This window comes from Aggregatimonas sangjinii (genome assembly GCF_005943945.1).
GTDB lineage: Bacteria > Bacteroidota > Bacteroidia > Flavobacteriales > Flavobacteriaceae > Pelagihabitans > Pelagihabitans sangjinii.
The window spans coordinates 2,446,930-2,465,592 of record NZ_CP040710.1; the positions used below are offsets into that span (position 1 = coordinate 2,446,930).

General features: G+C 44.6%; 12 protein-coding genes. 11 read left to right on the forward strand and 1 reads right to left on the reverse strand.

Translation table 11 applies throughout. The features are described from left to right. Positions 1-147 precede the first annotated feature (147 nt). The 9 genes from FGM00_RS10090 to FGM00_RS10130 all read left to right on the forward strand — a co-directional run bounded on the left by FGM00_RS10090 (position 148) and on the right by FGM00_RS10130 (position 16,814). Positions 148-2,256 carry a PQQ-dependent dehydrogenase, methanol/ethanol family gene (locus tag FGM00_RS10090; protein WP_138852789.1) on the forward strand — a complete coding sequence of 703 codons (2,109 nt, stop codon included), beginning with the start codon at positions 148-150 and terminating at the stop codon, positions 2,254-2,256. A 65-nt stretch (positions 2,257-2,321) separates the two neighbouring features. Then, positions 2,322-3,719, forward strand: a complete 1,398-nt coding sequence (locus FGM00_RS10095) for a short-chain fatty acid transporter (RefSeq protein ID WP_138852790.1) — start codon at positions 2,322-2,324, stop codon at positions 3,717-3,719. 147 nt (positions 3,720-3,866) lie between these two features. Then, on the forward strand, positions 3,867-5,888 hold the full coding sequence (locus FGM00_RS10100; RefSeq protein ID WP_138852791.1) for a S9 family peptidase: 2,022 nt from the start codon (positions 3,867-3,869) through the stop codon (positions 5,886-5,888). Positions 5,889-6,030: 142 nt separating this feature from the next. Beyond that, complete coding sequence (locus FGM00_RS10105) at positions 6,031-7,581, forward strand: NAD(P)/FAD-dependent oxidoreductase (RefSeq protein ID WP_138852792.1); 1,551 nt, start codon at positions 6,031-6,033, stop codon at positions 7,579-7,581. A gap of 736 nt (positions 7,582-8,317) precedes the next feature. Then, positions 8,318-9,604 carry a DEAD/DEAH box helicase gene (locus FGM00_RS10110; RefSeq protein ID WP_138852793.1) on the forward strand — a complete coding sequence of 429 codons (1,287 nt, stop codon included), beginning with the start codon at positions 8,318-8,320 and terminating at the stop codon, positions 9,602-9,604. A gap of 274 nt (positions 9,605-9,878) precedes the next feature. Continuing rightward, the gene (pta, locus tag FGM00_RS10115) at positions 9,879-11,966 is read left to right on the forward strand and encodes a phosphate acetyltransferase (RefSeq protein WP_138852794.1); all 2,088 of its coding nucleotides are present in this window, start codon (positions 9,879-9,881) and stop codon (positions 11,964-11,966) included. A gap of 5 nt (positions 11,967-11,971) precedes the next feature. After that, complete coding sequence (locus tag FGM00_RS10120; protein WP_138852795.1) at positions 11,972-13,156, forward strand: acetate/propionate family kinase; 1,185 nt, start codon at positions 11,972-11,974, stop codon at positions 13,154-13,156. A 98-nt stretch (positions 13,157-13,254) separates the two neighbouring features. Next, positions 13,255-15,348 (forward strand): adenylate/guanylate cyclase domain-containing protein, encoded by a 2,094-nt coding sequence (locus FGM00_RS10125; RefSeq protein ID WP_138852796.1) that lies wholly within the window; start codon positions 13,255-13,257, stop codon positions 15,346-15,348. Between the two features lie 5 nt (positions 15,349-15,353). Beyond that, positions 15,354-16,814: a mechanosensitive ion channel family protein gene (locus tag FGM00_RS10130; RefSeq protein WP_138852797.1), complete on the forward strand. Its 1,461-nt coding sequence runs from the start codon at positions 15,354-15,356 to the stop codon at positions 16,812-16,814. A 45-nt stretch (positions 16,815-16,859) separates the two neighbouring features. Here FGM00_RS10130 and FGM00_RS10135 read toward each other — a convergent pair whose 3' ends face one another. Next, the gene (locus tag FGM00_RS10135; RefSeq protein WP_138852798.1) at positions 16,860-17,240 is read right to left on the reverse strand and encodes a glyoxalase superfamily protein; all 381 of its coding nucleotides are present in this window, start codon (positions 17,238-17,240) and stop codon (positions 16,860-16,862) included. A gap of 57 nt (positions 17,241-17,297) precedes the next feature. Between FGM00_RS10135 and FGM00_RS10140 the strand changes: the two genes are divergently transcribed. Further along, positions 17,298-17,801 carry a YybH family protein gene (locus FGM00_RS10140; RefSeq protein WP_138852799.1) on the forward strand — a complete coding sequence of 168 codons (504 nt, stop codon included), beginning with the start codon at positions 17,298-17,300 and terminating at the stop codon, positions 17,799-17,801. Between the two features lie 2 nt (positions 17,802-17,803). Then, a complete protein-coding gene (locus FGM00_RS10145; RefSeq protein WP_236262746.1) occupies positions 17,804-18,640 on the forward strand; it encodes an endonuclease/exonuclease/phosphatase family protein in 837 nt (278 codons plus the stop codon). The last annotated feature ends 23 nt before the right edge of the window (positions 18,641-18,663 follow it).

An 18,663-nucleotide genomic window follows, 5' to 3' on the forward strand; every position in this document is an offset into this window, starting at 1 on the left:
ATTTCTGGGCTTTCTTCTCGAATGCTGTGCAAATTCGCTACTTTTAAGCTAGTTCCTCCTGCACGTTACAATCTATAAAACCTTTATAAGGCCTAGTGGTGTTAAAAACACAGCTGTAGTTTTCACTCCGACTAAAAATCACGTTAAATGAAAAATCAACTAAAACTTTTAGCGACGTTAGGTGGATTGGCATTAATTGCTGGCTGCCAAACAGAACCGGAAAAAGGATCCTTAGAGCACCTAACCAAGATTTCCGAACGAATCGATGGGGAGCGATTGCTATCCGCCGATGCCACTCCCCAAGACTGGCTCTCTTACGGCAAAAACTACAAAGAGAATCGGTTCAGTCCTTTAAATCAGATAAATGCGTCTACCATTGATAGTCTTGGATTGGCTTGGAGCCTCGATTTAGGAACAAGCCGGGGCATCGAGGCTACACCCATTGTAGTCGATGGTATTATGTATTCCACCGGGCCTTGGAGTATGGTGTATGCCATAGATGCACGAAAAGGGGAATTGATTTGGACATATGATCCCGAAGTTCCGAAGAGCTATGGCGAAAAAGCATGTTGCGATGTAGTGAATAGAGGTGTCGCCATCTATAAAGGCAAGGTTTACGTCGGAACCCTTGATGGTCGGTTGATAGCGATTAACGCTGCCACTGGGGAAAAGTCGTGGGAGACTCAGACCTTTGACCAAGCGAAAGGGTATACGATTACCGGGGCTCCAAGAATAATCGATGGTAAGGTCATTATCGGAAATGGCGGCGCGGAATATGGTGTGAGAGGATTTGTAACTGCCTATGACGCCCTAACCGGCGACGAAATTTGGCGTTTCTACACGGTTCCCGGTAATCCTGACGAAGGATATGAATCGAAAGCAATGGAAGAGGCCGCCAAAACATGGACCGGCGAATGGTGGAAATTCGGTGGTGGCGGAACCGTCTGGGACGCTATGGCCTACGACCCCGAACTTAATCTGCTTTATATTGGCGTTGGTAACGGCTCGCCGTGGAATAGGGACATTCGAAGTCCGGAAGGCGGGGATAATCTATTCTTATCCTCCATTGTGGCGCTGAATCCAGCGGATGGCACCAAAGAATGGCATTATCAAACAACTCCCGGCGACAGTTGGGATTATACCGCTACCCAGCATATAATTTTAGCAGATTTGGAACTAGACGGAAAGCTGCGAAAGGTTTTGATACAAGCACCCAAAAACGGTTTTTTCTATGTTATCGATAGAACCAATGGGGAATTTATTTCCGGCGAACCCTACGTGTACGTAAACTGGGCCGAAGGTATTGATAAAGCAACGGGACGCCCTATTGAAACGAGTTTTGCCCGATATTCCGATACCAATTCAGAAATCGCGCCTTCGCCCGTGGGCGGGCATAATTGGCAGCCCATGGCTTTTAGCCCATCTACAAAACTGGTCTATATTCCAGCCCGTGAAATGGCCATGTTCTATGGGCAACCCGAAAATTTTTCCTTTATCGATGATGGCAAAAGTTGGAACACGGGTTCGGCATATAATGCCACAAAAGCAGTACGCCTAGATACGCTAAAACGCGGAACTTTTGGTAAACTGATCGCTTGGGACCCCATTGCACAAAAGGAGGTTTGGAGCGTTAAACATGCCACCCCGTGGAATGCCGGCGTTCTAGCGACCGAAAATCTGGTGTTTCAAGGAACGGGTCTTGGCGATTTCGTAGCCTATGATGCCCGATCGGGCGAAAAAGTTTGGTCGTACCCTTTAAAGACGGGAATTATCGCCTCGCCGATTACTTATGAAATCGACGGTATACAATACGTTACCATTCCTGTAGGCTGGGGTGGCGTCCTGGGACTTTGGATGTCGTTTACGGAACAAATCAATCCGGGTACTATCTACACCTTTGCCCTAGGAAAAAATGAATCCCTACCTGATTTTCCAAAAAAGGAGTCGAAACAATTGGTCAGCCTTGATTTTGACGCATCTCCCGAAGAGCTCGAACATGGAAACAAACTTTACGCGCGCTATTGTTCTGCTTGTCACGGCGGAGGCGGCCAAACAGCAGGTGGCGGCACCATACCTAATCTAAATTATTCCAAGGCAGCGATATTTGAAATGTTTGCACAGATTGTTACCGAAGGTACTTTTCTGGAAAAAGGAATGCCAAGTTTTAAGGACCGTTTGGAAGAACAAGACGTAGCCGACATTAAAAATTACATTTTGTCCAATGCCAAAACGCTAGCGGAGACACAAACTAATTGACCGGTAAATAGATGAAAGCTCCTTGATTTCATACTAATATAGCATCTCACCAAAACCAATTAACAATGCTCCAAAAACTCGGAGAAAGAGCAACCATCTTTTTCCAAAAATATATGCCCAACGCATTTGTTTTTGCAATGTTGTTGACAATTTTAACCGGAGTAACGGCATTTTTCTGGTTAGAAACGACACCCTTGGAAATCATTAAGGGATGGTACGGCGGTTTTTGGAACTTGTTGGAGTTCGGGATGCAAATCGTACTGATCATCATTACAGGTTTTGCTATCGCTTTATCGCCTATCGTCAACAAAGGTATCGATGGGTTGACCAATTATATAAAAACATCCCGACAGGTATACTTTTTTGTAGTACTTATCGGTACTTTACTCGCATTGGTCAGTTTTGGATGGATCGTTATCATCTGTGTCCTGGCAAGGGCGTTGGCACTGCGCGTACAAGGTGTTAATTATCCGTTTTTGGTGGCTTGCGTCTATTTTAGTTTTGGTAGTTGGGTTTCCGGTCTTTCAAGTTCCATTCCGCTTTTATTGGGCACCGAAAAGAACTATTTGATCGAGTCCGGAGTCTTGACGGAAATCCTTCCAACATCGCTTACCTTGGGCTCTACATTAAATATGGCGATGATCGTTCTGTATGTCGTCTTCGCGCCCTTGATGATTCTTTTGCTGATTCCGAAAACGAAACACTTCAAGCAAATTAATACTATGTTGGATGGCTCGATCAATAAAAACGAACTATCGATCAAAGAAGAAGCCGCAAGTATGAATTCAGCAGTCGTATCCTTTTCCGATAGATTGAATAACGCCATCTGGCTTCAGTTTTCCATAGCGTTTATGGGATTAGTGTACATCTGCTATCATTTTTACACCAAAGGTTTTCAATTGGACTTTAACATCATGATCTTTATTTTTCTAATATTGGGATTGGTATTGCACAAATCCCCGATGCGCTATGTGATTGCCATGAAACGATCGAGTAGCAATGTGTCCGGAATACTTTACCAATATCCTTTTTATGCCGGCATTATGGGCATTATGCTCTACACCGGTTTAGGTGAAAAATTTGCAGAACTATTGGTATCGGTAGCCTCGGTTGACACCTATCCGTTCTTCTCCTATTTGACCGGCGGAATCATGAATTTCGCCATCCCCTCGGCAGGTGGGGAATTTGCGGTTGTGGGACCAAGTATTATCGATGCCGTTAAGAATTTCGGAACAGGATTACCGGCGAGTGAGGTCACGGCAATGATATCGAGGGCTTCCTTAGCGATTGCATACGGCGAAAGCCTGTCCAACGCCTTACAGCCCTTTTACCTGTTGCTGGTATTTCCGATTATGGGCAAAGGAATCAAAATTCAAGCGAGGGATGTCATGGGGTATTTGATCATTCCATTCATCGTTTTTTTTATCCTTCAGTCTATTCTAGTGACTTGGGTTCCCCTATAATCCTTCCCGAAAACTAAAAGGCGTATCTTATGTTCGGAACTCTATCAGGTTAAAGTGAAAAAAATCAACAGTTTCGAGTAGTTTCAAACTTATCGATAATCCCTTATCTTAAAGCGGAATAAACGAAATACAACTTAAACATCCTCTATGAGAAATTCAGTATTCATAATGTTGCTTTTGAGCAGCATTATTTGGGCCTTTGGCCAAAATAAAACGAACCTGGAATTGATCGATATTTTTAATATGGAATTCGTCTCCGACCCTCAAATTTCCCCAGACGGAAATCAAATTGTCTACGTCAGGAATTTTAAGGACGTGATGACCGATAAGAATTTGTCGAATATCTGGGTCATCAATTCCGACGGCTCCAACAATAAACCCATAACAACGGGAAACCAAAACGATTTTTATCCCAGATGGTCCCATGACGGGCAAAAAATCATCTTTAAATCGAATAGGCAGGACGAGCGCATGAAATTGTACGTCATGTGGATGGACACGAAAGAGATGGCACCTTTGACCAATACCCCAAAAGCTCCGGGGCAAGTTTCTTGGTCACCGGACGACCGCCATCTCGCCATCACCATGTTCGTTCCCAAAAAAGAGGAATCCATCGTAAAAATGCCTGAAAAGCCAGAGGGCGCAAAATGGAACACCCCACCTACCTATATCGACAAATTGAACTACAGAGGCGATGGTCAAGGATATATTAAAGGGGGCAATCTGCAGCTGTTCACACTACCCATAGATGGGGGTTCGCCGAGGCAATTGACCTCGACCGACTTTGACCATGGTGCCCCCGAATGGTCGAAAGATGGCCAAAAACTTTATTTTTCTGCCAATTTTAATCCTGACGAGGCTTTCGAACCTAATAATAGTGAGATTTACGAACTCTCGCTGGTCGATGGCAGTATAAAAGCGCTAACAGACCGTTACGGTCCGGATACTTCCCCAAAGGTTTCCCCAGATGGCAAGACCATTGCCTACACAGGTCTTGACGATAAACTTTTGGGCTATCAATTGGACCAATTGTACCTTATGGATTTGAATGCTGGAACACCAAAATTACTGTCCGGTGGCTTCGACCGAAGCATTTCGAACATACAATGGGCCAAGGATGGTAAGGGACTCTACTTTCAATATGATGACAAAGGCGACACCAAAGTCGCGCATATTTCGCTTTCCGGAAAGGTTAGCGACAAGGTAGAAAACCTTGGTGGCCTTTCTTTGGGCCGACCTTATAATGCGGGAACCTATACCGTTTCCAATACCGGAAAAATCGCTTACACACTCGGTGGAACCGAACACCCGGCCGATTTGGCCGTCTGGGATAAAAAAGGAAGCAAAAGGCTCACTTTCGTGAATGACGACCTGTTCGCTTTTAAAAAATTGGGTAAGGTAGAAGAACTTTGGTGGAAGTCATCTTACGACCAACGCGACATTCAAGGCTGGGTAGTGACACCTCCCGATTTCGATGCTTCGAAAAAATATCCGCTGATCCTTGAAATACACGGAGGGCCTTTTGCCAGCTATGGCTCGGTATATGCTGCGGAAATTCAGGCCTATGCTGCCGCCGGATACGTTGTCCTCTACACCAATCCTAGAGGTAGCAGCGGATATGGTGCCGAATTTGGCAATCTAATCCATCACGATTACCCGAACCACGATTACGAAGACCTAATGTCAGGCGTCGATGCCGTTATCGCCAAGGGGTTTGTGGACAGCGAAAAGCTATTTGTTACAGGTGGAAGCGGCGGTGGCGTGCTTACCGCTTGGATCGTAGGCAAGACAGATCGCTTTAAGGCGGCCGTAGTAGCAAAACCCGTTATCAATTGGACCAGTTTTGTGCTTTACGCAGATGGTGCGGCCTTCTTTGCCAAATACTGGTTTGGTAAAAAACCTTGGGAAGACCCGGAAAGTTATTTCAAGCGTTCCCCGCTATCCTATGTTGCCAATGTAACCACGCCTACGATGCTTTTAACAGGGGAAGAGGATTATAGAACACCCATTGCGGAATCGGAACAATTCTACACCGCCTTGAAACTGGAGGGTGTTGAAACCGCCTTGGTTCGTATACCGGGTGCCAGTCACGGAATCGCCAATAAACCCAGTAACCTTATCGCTAAGATCGCCAGTGTCCTGGCCTGGTTCGAGAAATACCAAGAGTAGCAGATGCTAAGGATGCCTGTCTCCTCATTGGAGGCGGAATACGTCGCTAGTATCTTGAGAAAGCCCATAGCCTGAATACATCCCGAATTTCTTTAGCAGAAGGCCAACTAGCTTCTTCTACAATTTCCCTAGCTTTGCCCGTATGGTCAGAAATATCCAAATACGGGTTAGCTTAAAGGAGGAAGGACAAATCGGGTTGAAGGCCAAAACTGCCAAGCACCTTGGGGTTGCCGAAGAGGAGATAGAAATAAAGGTACAGCGAAGGTCCATAGACGCCCGAAAACCAAGCATTTATTTTAATTACAAATTGGAAGTGTACATTAACGAGCCTATGCCGACAACTGGCGGTTATATGTTTGAATACCAAGATGTCTCTAAGGCGAAGCCCATTCATATTATCGGTTTTGGTCCTGCCGGAATGTGGGCGGCACTGCGTTGTTTGGAGCTTGGTTACAAACCCATTGTTTTCGAACGCGGCAAAAATGTACGGGAAAGACGGCGCGACCTAAAGGCCATTAATCGTGACCATATCGTAAATAAAGACTCCAATTACTGTTTTGGGGAAGGTGGCGCGGGCACTTATTCTGATGGAAAACTATATACAAGAAGTTTAAAACGAGGGGATGTACGGCGTGTTTTCGAAAGCTTGGTGCACCATGGTGCCACCGAGGAAATTCTGGTGGACGCACATCCGCATATCGGCACGAACAAGCTGCCCAAAATCGTTCAAAACATACGCGAAACTATTATCTCGCATGGCGGAGAGGTACACTTTAATACTAAAGTAACAGATTTTATAATCGAATCCAATCGATTGAAATCCATAGTTTTAAATGATTCAAAAGATTTGGAAGTAGAAAAGGTGATCTTGGCTACGGGTCATTCGGCCCGAGACATCTTTTATCTGTTGCAAAAAAAGAAAATAGCCCTCAAAGCGAAGTCGTTCGCCATGGGGGTTCGGGTGGAGCATCCGCAGCATATCATCGATTCCATACAATACCATTGCAGAGGGGAACGCCATGAATTGCTTCCGGCTGCAGCCTATAGCCTGGTACACCAAGCAAAGGGTCGCGGGGTCTATTCGTTCTGCATGTGTCCAGGCGGCTTTATCGTACCAGCCGCTACGTCACCAGGAGAGGTCGTCGTGAATGGCATGTCGCCATCCAAAAGAAATAACCTTTACGCCAATTCGGGCATCGTAGTCCAAATAGATGCGGAACGGGACTTATATAAGTATGAAAAATATGGAGAACTGCGCGCATTGGAATACCAAAAAGATTTAGAACGTTTGGCCTTTACAGCAGGGGGGAGAAGTCAGGTAGCACCATCGCAGCGCTTAACTGATTTTGTGGAAGGTAATTTATCAACGGACCTCAACCCCACCTCCTATCAGCCGGGATTGAAATCGGCCCCTTTGCACTCGCTACTTCCCAAACTGATCGGTAGTCGATTGCGTGTAGGTTTTAGCGAATTCGGAAAGAAAATGAAGGGGTATTACACAAAAGAGGCCAATATCGTGGGTGTGGAGTCCCGTACCTCATCTCCCGTGAGCATCCCTAGAAACGAGCACTTGGAACACCCTGAAATCAAAGGCCTGTTTCCTTGTGGGGAAGGTGGCGGCTACGCCGGCGGTATCGTGTCTGCGGCAATGGATGGGGAGCGCTGTGCGGAAGCTGCGTCAGAAGGGTTATAATACACTTGTTTTCAGGAATACATCCGTTCGTAGGATTATCTTAGCCCTATACCCAACTTATTAAAAAATTTGTTCGTCCTAAAAAGAAAAATCACGTCATTTATTTGCTTGGTAATTGGCATGACGGGCATCGCTCTATCCAAAGAAAAAAAACGTAGACTTTATGATGAATTCCGAATCGGCATTCCCAATCCTTTTGAACACTATTATTCCTAAGATTTTTATTTTTCAATATAATCATCTTCATTTGATTATCTAAATATATATAAAGTATTAAATGAAATATCGTATTAAGAACTAGTCAGCTCTAATACCCAATTTTATTGTAATGTTAAGGGATGGGATTGAACAAGTTTATTTACGACAGATTCCATTTCCTATCCCAAAATATTCTAGGTCGTAAAAACAACCAGATTTTGATTCCAGCGCCTATTCGGACGCTTTGCAGGAACAAATACGACACCTCTAGGAAAATGGTTATCGAGTGGTTCTCACAATATTGGATATTCTGTTTAACGCACCAAAATTGACAGAGATTGGTATCTGACGTTCTAAAATCGGGTAACCAGAGATTGTAGCGCTAAAGACGCAGTAGGATTTCAAATCCCAATAGCGTACCGGCCTTCACGCCGACAGCTTGGAAGTTCCAACACTACCGTTCGAAGTATAAACTATCGCCTTTTTCACTATACATTCCTACCTTAAATAACCGTATCTTCGCGGCTTATAAATTTTTATGACATTTAAAGACCTCGGGCTCGCTACGCCCATTCTAAAAGCACTCCAAGAGGAAGGCTACACCAACCCAACTCCTATTCAGGAACAAGCCATACCGATTCTCTTAAAAGGCAAAGACCTCCTCGGGGTTGCCCAAACAGGTACCGGAAAAACCGCTGCCTTCGGAATTCCTATTCTACATCACTTGTACGAGCGGATCAGCCTTAGGCAAAACAAAAGAAAAATCAAAGCCTTGGTGGTCACCCCGACCCGAGAACTGGCTATCCAGATTGGAGAGAGTTTTACGGCATATGGGAGGCATACCGGCCTTCGAAGTACTGTAATATTCGGTGGTGTAAAACAGGGCAAACAAGTAAATGCCTTACGAAATGGGATCGACATCCTAGTAGCCACACCTGGCCGGTTACTTGATTTAATGAACCAAGGCTATATTACCTTTCGCGATTTGGAATTCGTCGTTCTCGATGAGGCCGATCAGATGTTGGATATGGGTTTTATTCATGATATCAAAAAAATCATCGCCGCCCTACCCCCAAAAAGACAGTCGCTTTTCTTTTCGGCAACGATGCCCAAGAGCATCGTTGAACTCTCACGAAAAATGTTGGGCGATTTTGAGCGGGTCACGATAAAGCCCGAACAAGCTACGGCGGAAAAGGTAGAACAAGGTGTTTACTTTGTCAGTAAGGGCAACAAGCCAAAACTGCTGATACACCTACTGCAACAACGGCCCGACGATTCGGTTTTGGTATTTTCCAGAACGAAACATGGCGCCAATAAGATTGTCAAAAAGTTGGCACAGGACGACATTCGATCTGCCGCCATACACGGGAATAAATCCCAAGCTGCAAGACAAAAAGCCTTAGGCGCTTTCAAAGATGGTAAACTCAAAGTATTAGTGGCCACCGACATCGCCGCCCGCGGTATCGACGTAGAGGAGCTATCCATGGTGGTCAACTACGATCTACCAAATGTTTCGGAAACCTACGTGCATCGGATTGGAAGAACGGGTCGTGCCAGTGCTAGTGGAATCGCCCTGTCGTTCTGCATGTCGGAAGAAAGGCCTTATTTGCGGGATATAGAAAAACTGATCAAGCAGGAGGTGCCCCGATTGGGAGAACATCCCTTTATGGAAGATGCCCAAGAAGAAGAACCGACTACGCAAAGAAGACCGCAACAACGCTCCAGAAATGCCAACCGTAACCGCTCGAGCAGCTCGAACTATCGGGGTCAAAATAATAAGAATAGAAATCGAAACAAAGGAAACAGGTCCAGGGGAAGGGATTGATTAACCGGCTTGAAAATTAATTTGGGCAACGCTACGTTGCAATATTTTAAACTCTTTCCAAGACCTCTTTTCCCATAAAATGACAGCTACTATCCCCATTTTCCAGAAAATAGCTGCCTTCGAAGACATTTGCTAAAAATGCACAATCCCCGATAGTACAGTATTAATCTAACTTATCCTTTTGGAAATAATAGGCATAAAAGTGACTTTCGGATTTTCGTTCTAAAAAGGGAAAACCCATATCTTTATCCAAATAACCAATCACTATTAAATTATGACGAAAGCCCTCTACGTTGCCGCCTTAGAATCGCATAGCGGTAAGTCTTTGGTGGTCTTGGGTTTGATGCAACTCCTTCTAGGTAAGATGGCCAAAGTTGGCTATTTCAGGCCTGTTATCGATGACGTTGATGATGGGGCAATTGACAATCATATAAAAACGGTCACCACCCATTTTAAACTGGATATCCTTCCGAAGGATAGTTATGCCCTGACGCAGAGTGAAGTTGTTGACCTTTTTAACAACGGAAGACAAGGCGATATTTTGGATATCATCATATCCAAATACAAAAAGATCGAAGCGCAATTCGATTTTGTATTAGTAGAAGGGAGCGATTTCTCCAGCGATGGAAGCATCATCGAATTCGATTTGAATATCGATATTGCCAAAAACCTCGGTATTCCCGTGATTTTAATCGATAATGCCAGAGGAAAAAACTTGGAGGAATTTTGTGGCAATCTCGAATCCGCTGTCAATACCTATATCCAAAAAGGCATTGAAATACTGGGCGTCGTGGCCAATAAAGTCCGCCCGCGTAACTTAGAGCTACTTCAACAACGCCTGGAAGAGGAATTGAAGGACAAAACGATCTCCTTTACCGTGCCTAGGGTCAAAAACCTATCCCACCCTACCCTGCAGGAGATATTGGAATCACTGGACGGTAAGGTCCTTTTTGGTAAAGACAATTTGGACAACCAGACGGGAAGTTTTGGGGTGGGCGCCATGCAATTGCATCATTACTTGACCCATCTCCGTGATAATAGCCTGGTCATAACGCCTGGGGATAGGGCCGATATTATCCTGGGTGCCCTACAAGCGAACCTTTCCGACAATTATCCTACGATTTCCGGTATCGTCCTGACCGGAGGCCTCCTTCCCGAGCCCTCGATTATCAAGTTGCTGGAAGGTTTCGAAACCCATGTGCCCATTATTTCGGTGCAACAAGGAACCTTTGACGCGACCAATATGGTCGGGAACATCAAATCGAAAATCTATGCGGAAAGCAAGCAGAAAATCGCAACCTCTATTTCACTTTTCAACAGTCATATTGACGGAGAGCTTCTATTGGAGCGTTTAAAGACCTTGGAGCCCAAGAGTATGACCCCGAGAATGTTTCAATACAATCTCCTGCAACGGGCCAAAAAACACAAAAAACACATTGTCCTGCCTGAAGGTGAAGATGCCCGGATTTTAGAAGCAGCAAGTGAATTAAGTGCTTTAGACATTGTGGATATTACTCTTTTAGGCGATCAAGAACAAATTGACAAGAAGGCAATGCAGCTTGGAATCGATATTTCACATTTGAACATTATCAACCCAGCAACTTCATCGCATTTTGAAAGTTATGCCGAGACGTTCTGCGCGTTACGAAAGCATAAAGGAGTGAATATGGATGTCGCCAAGGATACCATGCTCGACGTTTCCTACTTTGGTACGATGATGGTCTACCAGGGTCATGCCGACGGAATGGTTTCCGGAGCCATTCATACTACACAGCACACTATCCGTCCTGCCCTTCAGTTCGTTAAGACCAAACCTGGTATCGGCGTAGTAAGCTCGGTATTCTTTATGTGTTTGGAAAATAGGGTTTCGGTATTCGGGGATTGTGCCATCAACCCGAATCCTACTGCTGAGCACTTGGCCGAAATCGCTATTTCCTCCGCCGCCTCTGCCGAAGCTTTCGGAATAAAAGCCAAGATCGCCATGCTATCCTATTCTTCGGGAAGTTCCGGAAAAGGCGAAGAAGTGGATAAAGTAAGAAAGGCCACCGAAATCGTAAAAAGTACCCATCCCCATTTACAAGTTGAAGGCCCTATACAATACGATGCAGCGGTCGACCCTTTGGTAGGTAAAAGTAAATTGCCCGATTCAGAAGTGGCGGGTCAAGCGTCCGTGCTGATATTTCCCGACCTCAATACGGGCAATAATACCTACAAGGCGGTACAGCGAGAGACAGGGGCCTTAGCCATTGGCCCGATGCTACAGGGACTCAACAAACCGGTAAACGATTTAAGTCGAGGCTGCACGGTCGAGGATATCTTCAATACCGTCATCGTGACCGCCATACAAGCACAGGAAAACTAATGCGAATGCGAATTCTTATTATCAATTCAGGAAGTTCCTCCATTAAATTTCAGGTGATCGCTATGCCTTCCGAAGAAGTCGTCTGTAAAGGCCTGGTGGAACGGATCGGACTTGAAAATGCAGAGGTTCATTATGAGACCAAAAAAAACACGTTCTCAGAAATTCGATCTATAGCCGACCATCAAGAGGGTTTGAAGGCGATTACCGATTTGTTATTACATGACGAAATCGGTGTTCTTAAAGACCCAAATGACATAGCTGTAGTGGCGCACCGCGTAGTGCATGGGGGGAATCGTTTTGATCAGCCTACCCGAATCGATGAGAGCGTTCTGGCGGAAATCGAACGTTTAGCTTCCTTAGCGCCCCTTCATAATCCAGCGAATGCAATAGGAATCAAAGTTGCCTCCACGCTATTCACCAATGCCGCGCAGGTGGCCGTTTTCGATACGGCCTTTCACCAAACCCTACCCGAAAAGGCCTATCGCTATGCCATACCCAAAAAACTTGCGGATGAACACCATATTCGCGTGTACGGCTTTCATGGCACCAGTCATAAATATGTTTCAGAACAGGCCATCGCTTACCTCAAAAAGCCTGTAAACAAACTGATCAGCATTCATTTGGGAAATGGATGCAGTATGACCGCCATTAAGAACGGGAAGAGTATCGATCATTCCCTTGGTTTCGGCCCTTCGAACGGACTCATCATGGGCACTCGAAGTGGAGACATCGACCAGTCCGTTGTTTTCTATCTGATGGATAGCTTAGGGCTTTCCTCGGAGGAGGCTAATCGATTGCTGCAAAAGCAAAGTGGACTCATGGGCTTAACGGGCTATTCCGATCTGCGGGAAATACAACAAGGAGCGGAAGAAGGCAATCAGGATTGCAAGTTGGCCTTGGCCATGACAGCCTATCGTATCAAAAAATTCATCGGAAGCTATATAGCAGTCCTAAATGGTGCGGATGCCCTATTATTTACCGCAGGTATCGGCGAAAATTCCAGTTTGCTCCGGGCCATGGTGTGTAATGATATGGAAGTGCTGGGCATCCATATCGACGAGAAAAAGAATACCACTCGGTCATCTGCTATCCTAGAAATTAACAAAGACGATTCCGACGTTAAAATTCTCGTGGTCCCTACGAACGAAGAACTGGAAATTGCCAAACAGGCCTTTAGTTTGGGTTTCTAATCATCTTCTTGTTTTTATAAAATTTTACGCTTAAAATACCGACGCCTAATTTTAACATTTTTCAGTATCTTCATCAAAAATTGCTAACCACCCCTCACATGCGTAACATCTCAGTTCGTACACGAATCATGCTCATGCTCCTTTTCGTAAGTCTTCTGGCCTGCATCGTACTTGGAGTATTGGGCTCTTCTTACGGTGAAAAGGTCATCACAGAAGAAACCATAAGCCAATTGAACCTTATACGCTCTTCCAAGGAAGACCAGATAAAGACCTATTTCAAAGACGTGGGGCATTTTGTGGAGGTCATGGGCCAAAATCAAACAATCGTAAATGCGGCAAAAGAATTCAGTACTGCATATTCAAAACTGTCGAACGATTCCTTGCCCAAGGAATGCTCCCTATCCCTGAACCGCTATTACGACGATTTTATGGATAGGCTTTCCCGAAATTTGGAAATCAAGAAAGACCCCATGCTTTACCTTCCCTATTCGGTAGAAGGGTGCTACCTGCAGTACGAATATATCGTCAACAACAAAAATCCGCAGGGTGATAAAAATTTATTGACCGACCCCAACGATGGGAGTGCTTATACCGAGGTGCATAAAAAATACCACGATTATTTTGAGCTATTCATCGAAAAGTACAATTTCTACGATGTTTTCTTGGTGAACCTTAATACTGGGGATATTATATATTCGGTGGAAAAAGAGACCGATTTTGCAACCAACCTCTACGCTGGACCGTACCGTGGCAGCAATCTGGCCCAATTAGCCCGCTCCCTGCAAATTAATTCGGACATACAAGCGGCCACCTTTCAGGATTTCGCCCCTTATAGACCTTCTTATGGAGCGCCAGCGGCCTTCGCAGGAATACCTTTGACCGAGGATGGGCGAACAATAGCAGGATTGATCGTTCAAATTCCGATCGATGAAATCGACCGCATTATGACGAATGACGGTAATTGGGAAAAAGACGGCCTGGGAAAAACAGGGGAAACATTTTTGGTTGGCGACGATGAATACATGCGGTCTATTTCCCGTTTCTTCCTAGAGGATAGCTTGAATTATAGGAGTTCACTATTGCGAATGGGCGAGACCCAAAAGACCATCGACAAGATATACCGCTATGGTAGCACGACCTTGCAGCAACGTATTTCATCCGATAACATCAAGAAAGCGCTAAACGGTGGGGAAGGTTATACGACCGGAAAGGGATACAGGGGCGAGGAGGTACTTAGCACTTACGAGCCCTTACAGATCAAAGGTTTCAATTGGGCGATTATCGCGGAAAAAGATTACGACGAATTTATCCTACCCGTGAAGAATTTCAACAAGCGAATGATGATTCTCACGATTATTCTCATACTGATCATTACCCTTCTCGCGATGTGGATGTCACGAAGGTTCGTGAGGCCGCTCAATAAACTTTCCGATGCTGCGGGAAAAATAATCGCTGGCGACTCTAGCCATCGCGTCGAAATCAATTCAAACGACGAATTCGGTGAGTTGGGGGCATCGTTCAACACCATGATAGAAGAGGTCGATTCACAAAAGAAAGCGCTGCGTGACCAGTCGGAATTCAGCTCCGAACTTTTAGAGAACTTCGTACCGAAGGAGTTCGCCGGAAGATTGAAAAATGGAGAAAAGGCATTCGCCCAAGAGTACACCAACCTGACCATGATCTTAATCGATGTTGCCGGTTTTTCGGACTTACTTTCAGAATTAGGGGCCGATCGCTCGGTCAAAATACTCAGCGATATCATGGAAGCTTTTGACACAGCGGCCGAACAGAACCATATTGAACGTATTCGTACCATAGGCGACAGCTACTTTGCGGCGTGCGGCCTTTTTGAGCCCCGTTTAGACCACACCAACCGTTCTGTAGTCTTTGCCAAGGAAACCCAGCAGCTTATCAAACAAATCAATATTACCCACAATACCAATCTCGATGTTCAAATCGCATTGGCCAATGGCGATGTGATAGCTGGTATAATCGGTAACGAAAATTTCAGTTTTGACCTTTGGGGCCCCACGGTAGGCGCTGTATTTAATCTGAACAATATAGATGCCGACGGAGAGATTATCGTTATGGATAATGTTCGGGAGCGATTGGTAGACCTCTATGACTTTGAGGCCATGCAGGAAACGCTTTCGAACGGCACCACGATTTACAAACTCAAGGACAAGAAGTAATAGTAATGGGAGAACTACAGGAATTTCTTAGCGAAATGGATAGTGTCTTTTATTGGGGCATATGCCTTATTTTGGTATTTCCCATAATCATGCTGATTCTGAGTGAGGTCACCTATGTTGCCGGAAAGAAAGATGCCCATCTCAAAAAGCCGCTAAAAACCTTCAAAAATTTCATTCTGCCCCTAGTGGCCTTGGTTATTCTATTGACGCAAATCCTGAATTTCGAGCGGGGTTCACTTTACATAAAAATCATCGAGACCATTGTTTGGGTCTTGGTCATCAATTCCGGGCTTAGTCTATTTACACATATTTTTTTAAAACAGGGCAAACGAAGTTTATTCAAATCGGGAGTACCACAGTTGTTCATGGATATTTTTAGGGTATTCATGGTGCTTTGCGGCGGTGCCATCATTCTATCGACGGTCTGGAACCAGAACCTGACTGGATTGGTTACAGCATTGGGACTTGGTTCTTTCGTCATAGGTCTTGCGTTACAAGATACTTTGGGCAATCTATTTTCAGGTATCGCCCTAGTTTACGAAAAACCTTTCAGCGTCGGTGATTTCATTAAAGTAGACGACCAAACCGGCAAGGTTACCGAAATGAACTGGCGTGCCGTTCATATGCAGACCCGCCAAAAAGAGCTATTGGTCATGCCCCATATGATGATCGCGCAGGCTTCGATATTGAATTATAGCAAACCTGCAAGAATTGTAAGGCTACAACGCGAGATGGGTTTTTCGTATAGCGATGCTCCCAACCGCGTAAAGGAGGCCCTTATGGAGACCTGCTTGAATACGCCAGGGATACTGCATGATCCGCTACCAGAGGTAAAGACGGTAAATTATGCCGACTCCGCCATTGTGTATGAGCTCGAGTTCGCGATAAATGATTTCAATTTTAGGGAAGAGATATCCGATGAGCTTATGTCGCGGCTTTGGTATACCGCCCGAAGGTACAATTTTACCATACCTTTTCCGCAGCGTACGATACACTACGCTGAAACGGCACCCACTCCGCACCAAGAAAATGAACAGCATTTGGAAAAAAGCCTCGAGTCACTGCCCAACTATTTACCCATCAAGTACGAAAAAGCCAAAGACCTACAGGAAGGAAGCCAGATGTTGTATTACGGCAAGAACGAGACGATTTTTTCCCAAGGTGATTCCTCTGGTCGCATCTTTGTCCTGACCAAAGGTAGGGTTGAATTATACGCCAAGGGTAGTGATGGTAAGGACGTTCTTATCAACTCTTTGGAAGAAGGCGATTTCTTTGGAGAAGTTGCCTTGTTGTCTAAAAGAAAAAGTTCGATGACCGCCAAGGCCGCGACCGACATCGAGGTTATGGTAGTACTTCAGAACGAAGTTATGGATATGGTTAGCGAAAATCCAGCACTAGCTTTTAAAATGGGTGAGGTTATGGAAAACCGAAAGAAAATGCTCAAGAAGAGTTTAGAAAAGAAATAAAAGTTTCTTCATCTTTAGGTAATTGCAAGGCCACAAAGCCAGTAATCAAACGTCCCTATAAAAAGTAAGTCCATTTTGAAAAGGGTCGTAGAAGGCGAATTCCCGTGTTCCCCATGCCGTTTCCCTGAGCAAGGTATGAGTGTGAAAAACCTCTTTTTTGGAATATTCTTCATACAAGGCATCGATATTCTGAGCTACGATACGCAGCATTGGGCGATCTACAGCTACCTCCCACTCAGTGGCATCATGCCATTGCAGATGTATTTCAATGCCATCCCTTAAAACTCCTGCGTAAGTTGGCTGTTTTGAATCGTCGGCAAAACCGATTTTAAATCCGAGACGGTTTACGTAAAAATCCAATGCGGCCACAACGTCTTTTACTGGCAGTACCGGATGAATTTGATGCAGATATCCTTTTGTTGTCATGACTTAAATGTAAACTATTCTAATTAACTTGTTAGTGAAATACAACTACACAACATTATGAGATACCCTAAAATCCTCTTTGGCATTTTTTTTATCCTGGCATTGCTTTCCTGTAAAGACCAGTCCGAAAAAAAACCGGACAATACCGATACGGACATAAAACTAAATAATGAAAAACTATTGACCGCGATGAACGCCCATATGCAAGCTATTTCCGATAGGGATTTGGTAGCGCTGAAAAGCACCCTCTCCCCAAATGGTAATATGCAGCTTATACTCCCAGGAATGGAAATGATCGAAACGGTCGATGGTTTTATGGAATACCACCGGCAATGGTTCGAAGCCGAAAACTGGACTTTCAATTACGACATATTGAATTCCGAAGTAGGCGACACCATGGGCATGGTCGTAATGTCATTCACGTACAAAGAACCCGAAAGAGACGGGGAGCCCTATTTCAATAGAATGATCATCAGCTACGACTTACAGAAAATAGACGGCGCATGGTACGTTATAAAAGATCATGCTTCTTCTGTGGAGAAATCCACCGACCAAAAATGATCATGAAAAAACAAAATGTAGTTTCCTTGATTTTAATAGTATTTTTTGCCTTACCTGCGTTTGGGCAAACCATCGAAGTCATGAGCTATAACATCAAATATGATAATGAAAGCGATACGATCAACAATTGGAATGATCGCAGATTGCCCATGCTTGCGCTAGTGAAAAAACACAATCCGGCGTTTATTGGTATGCAGGAAGTACTTCTCAATCAGTTGGAGTTCTTAGATGCACCCTTAAATGACCATAAGTACATTGGTGTAGGTAGGGATGACGGCAAGGAAAAAGGAGAGTTCTCCCCTATTTTCTATGACACCAAAAAGTACGCACTTTTAAAATCAAACACCTTTTGGCTTTCCGAAAGTCCCGATATAATAGCGATCGGATGGGATGCAGCCCTAGAACGCATCTGCTCTTACGGACTTTTTCAGGACAAAACCACTAAAAAGCGGTTATGGGTTTTCAACACCCATTTTGATCATAAAGGAAAAAAAGCCCGCAGAAATTCGGTAAAGCTTATTCTAAAAAGAATAAAACGGTTGAATACGGAAAATCTTCCTGTTATCTTAATGGGAGATTTAAACTTGACGCCTGAGGAAGGCCCTATTGTCAGGCTACAAAAGAAAATGGATGATGGACGGCGTATTTCCAAAAGCCCACCAAGTGGTCCGGTAGGTACCTTTAACGGATTTAACAGCAACGTCCCAATGGACAGACGCATTGATTATATTTTTCTTAAGGGAATAGCTGTGCAAGAATATCATCATATTGATGAGCGTCGGACAAACGGAAAACATATTTCGGACCATTTACCCGTTTTGGCGACCATTACCTATTAAAAAAGCCGGATGATATATCCGGC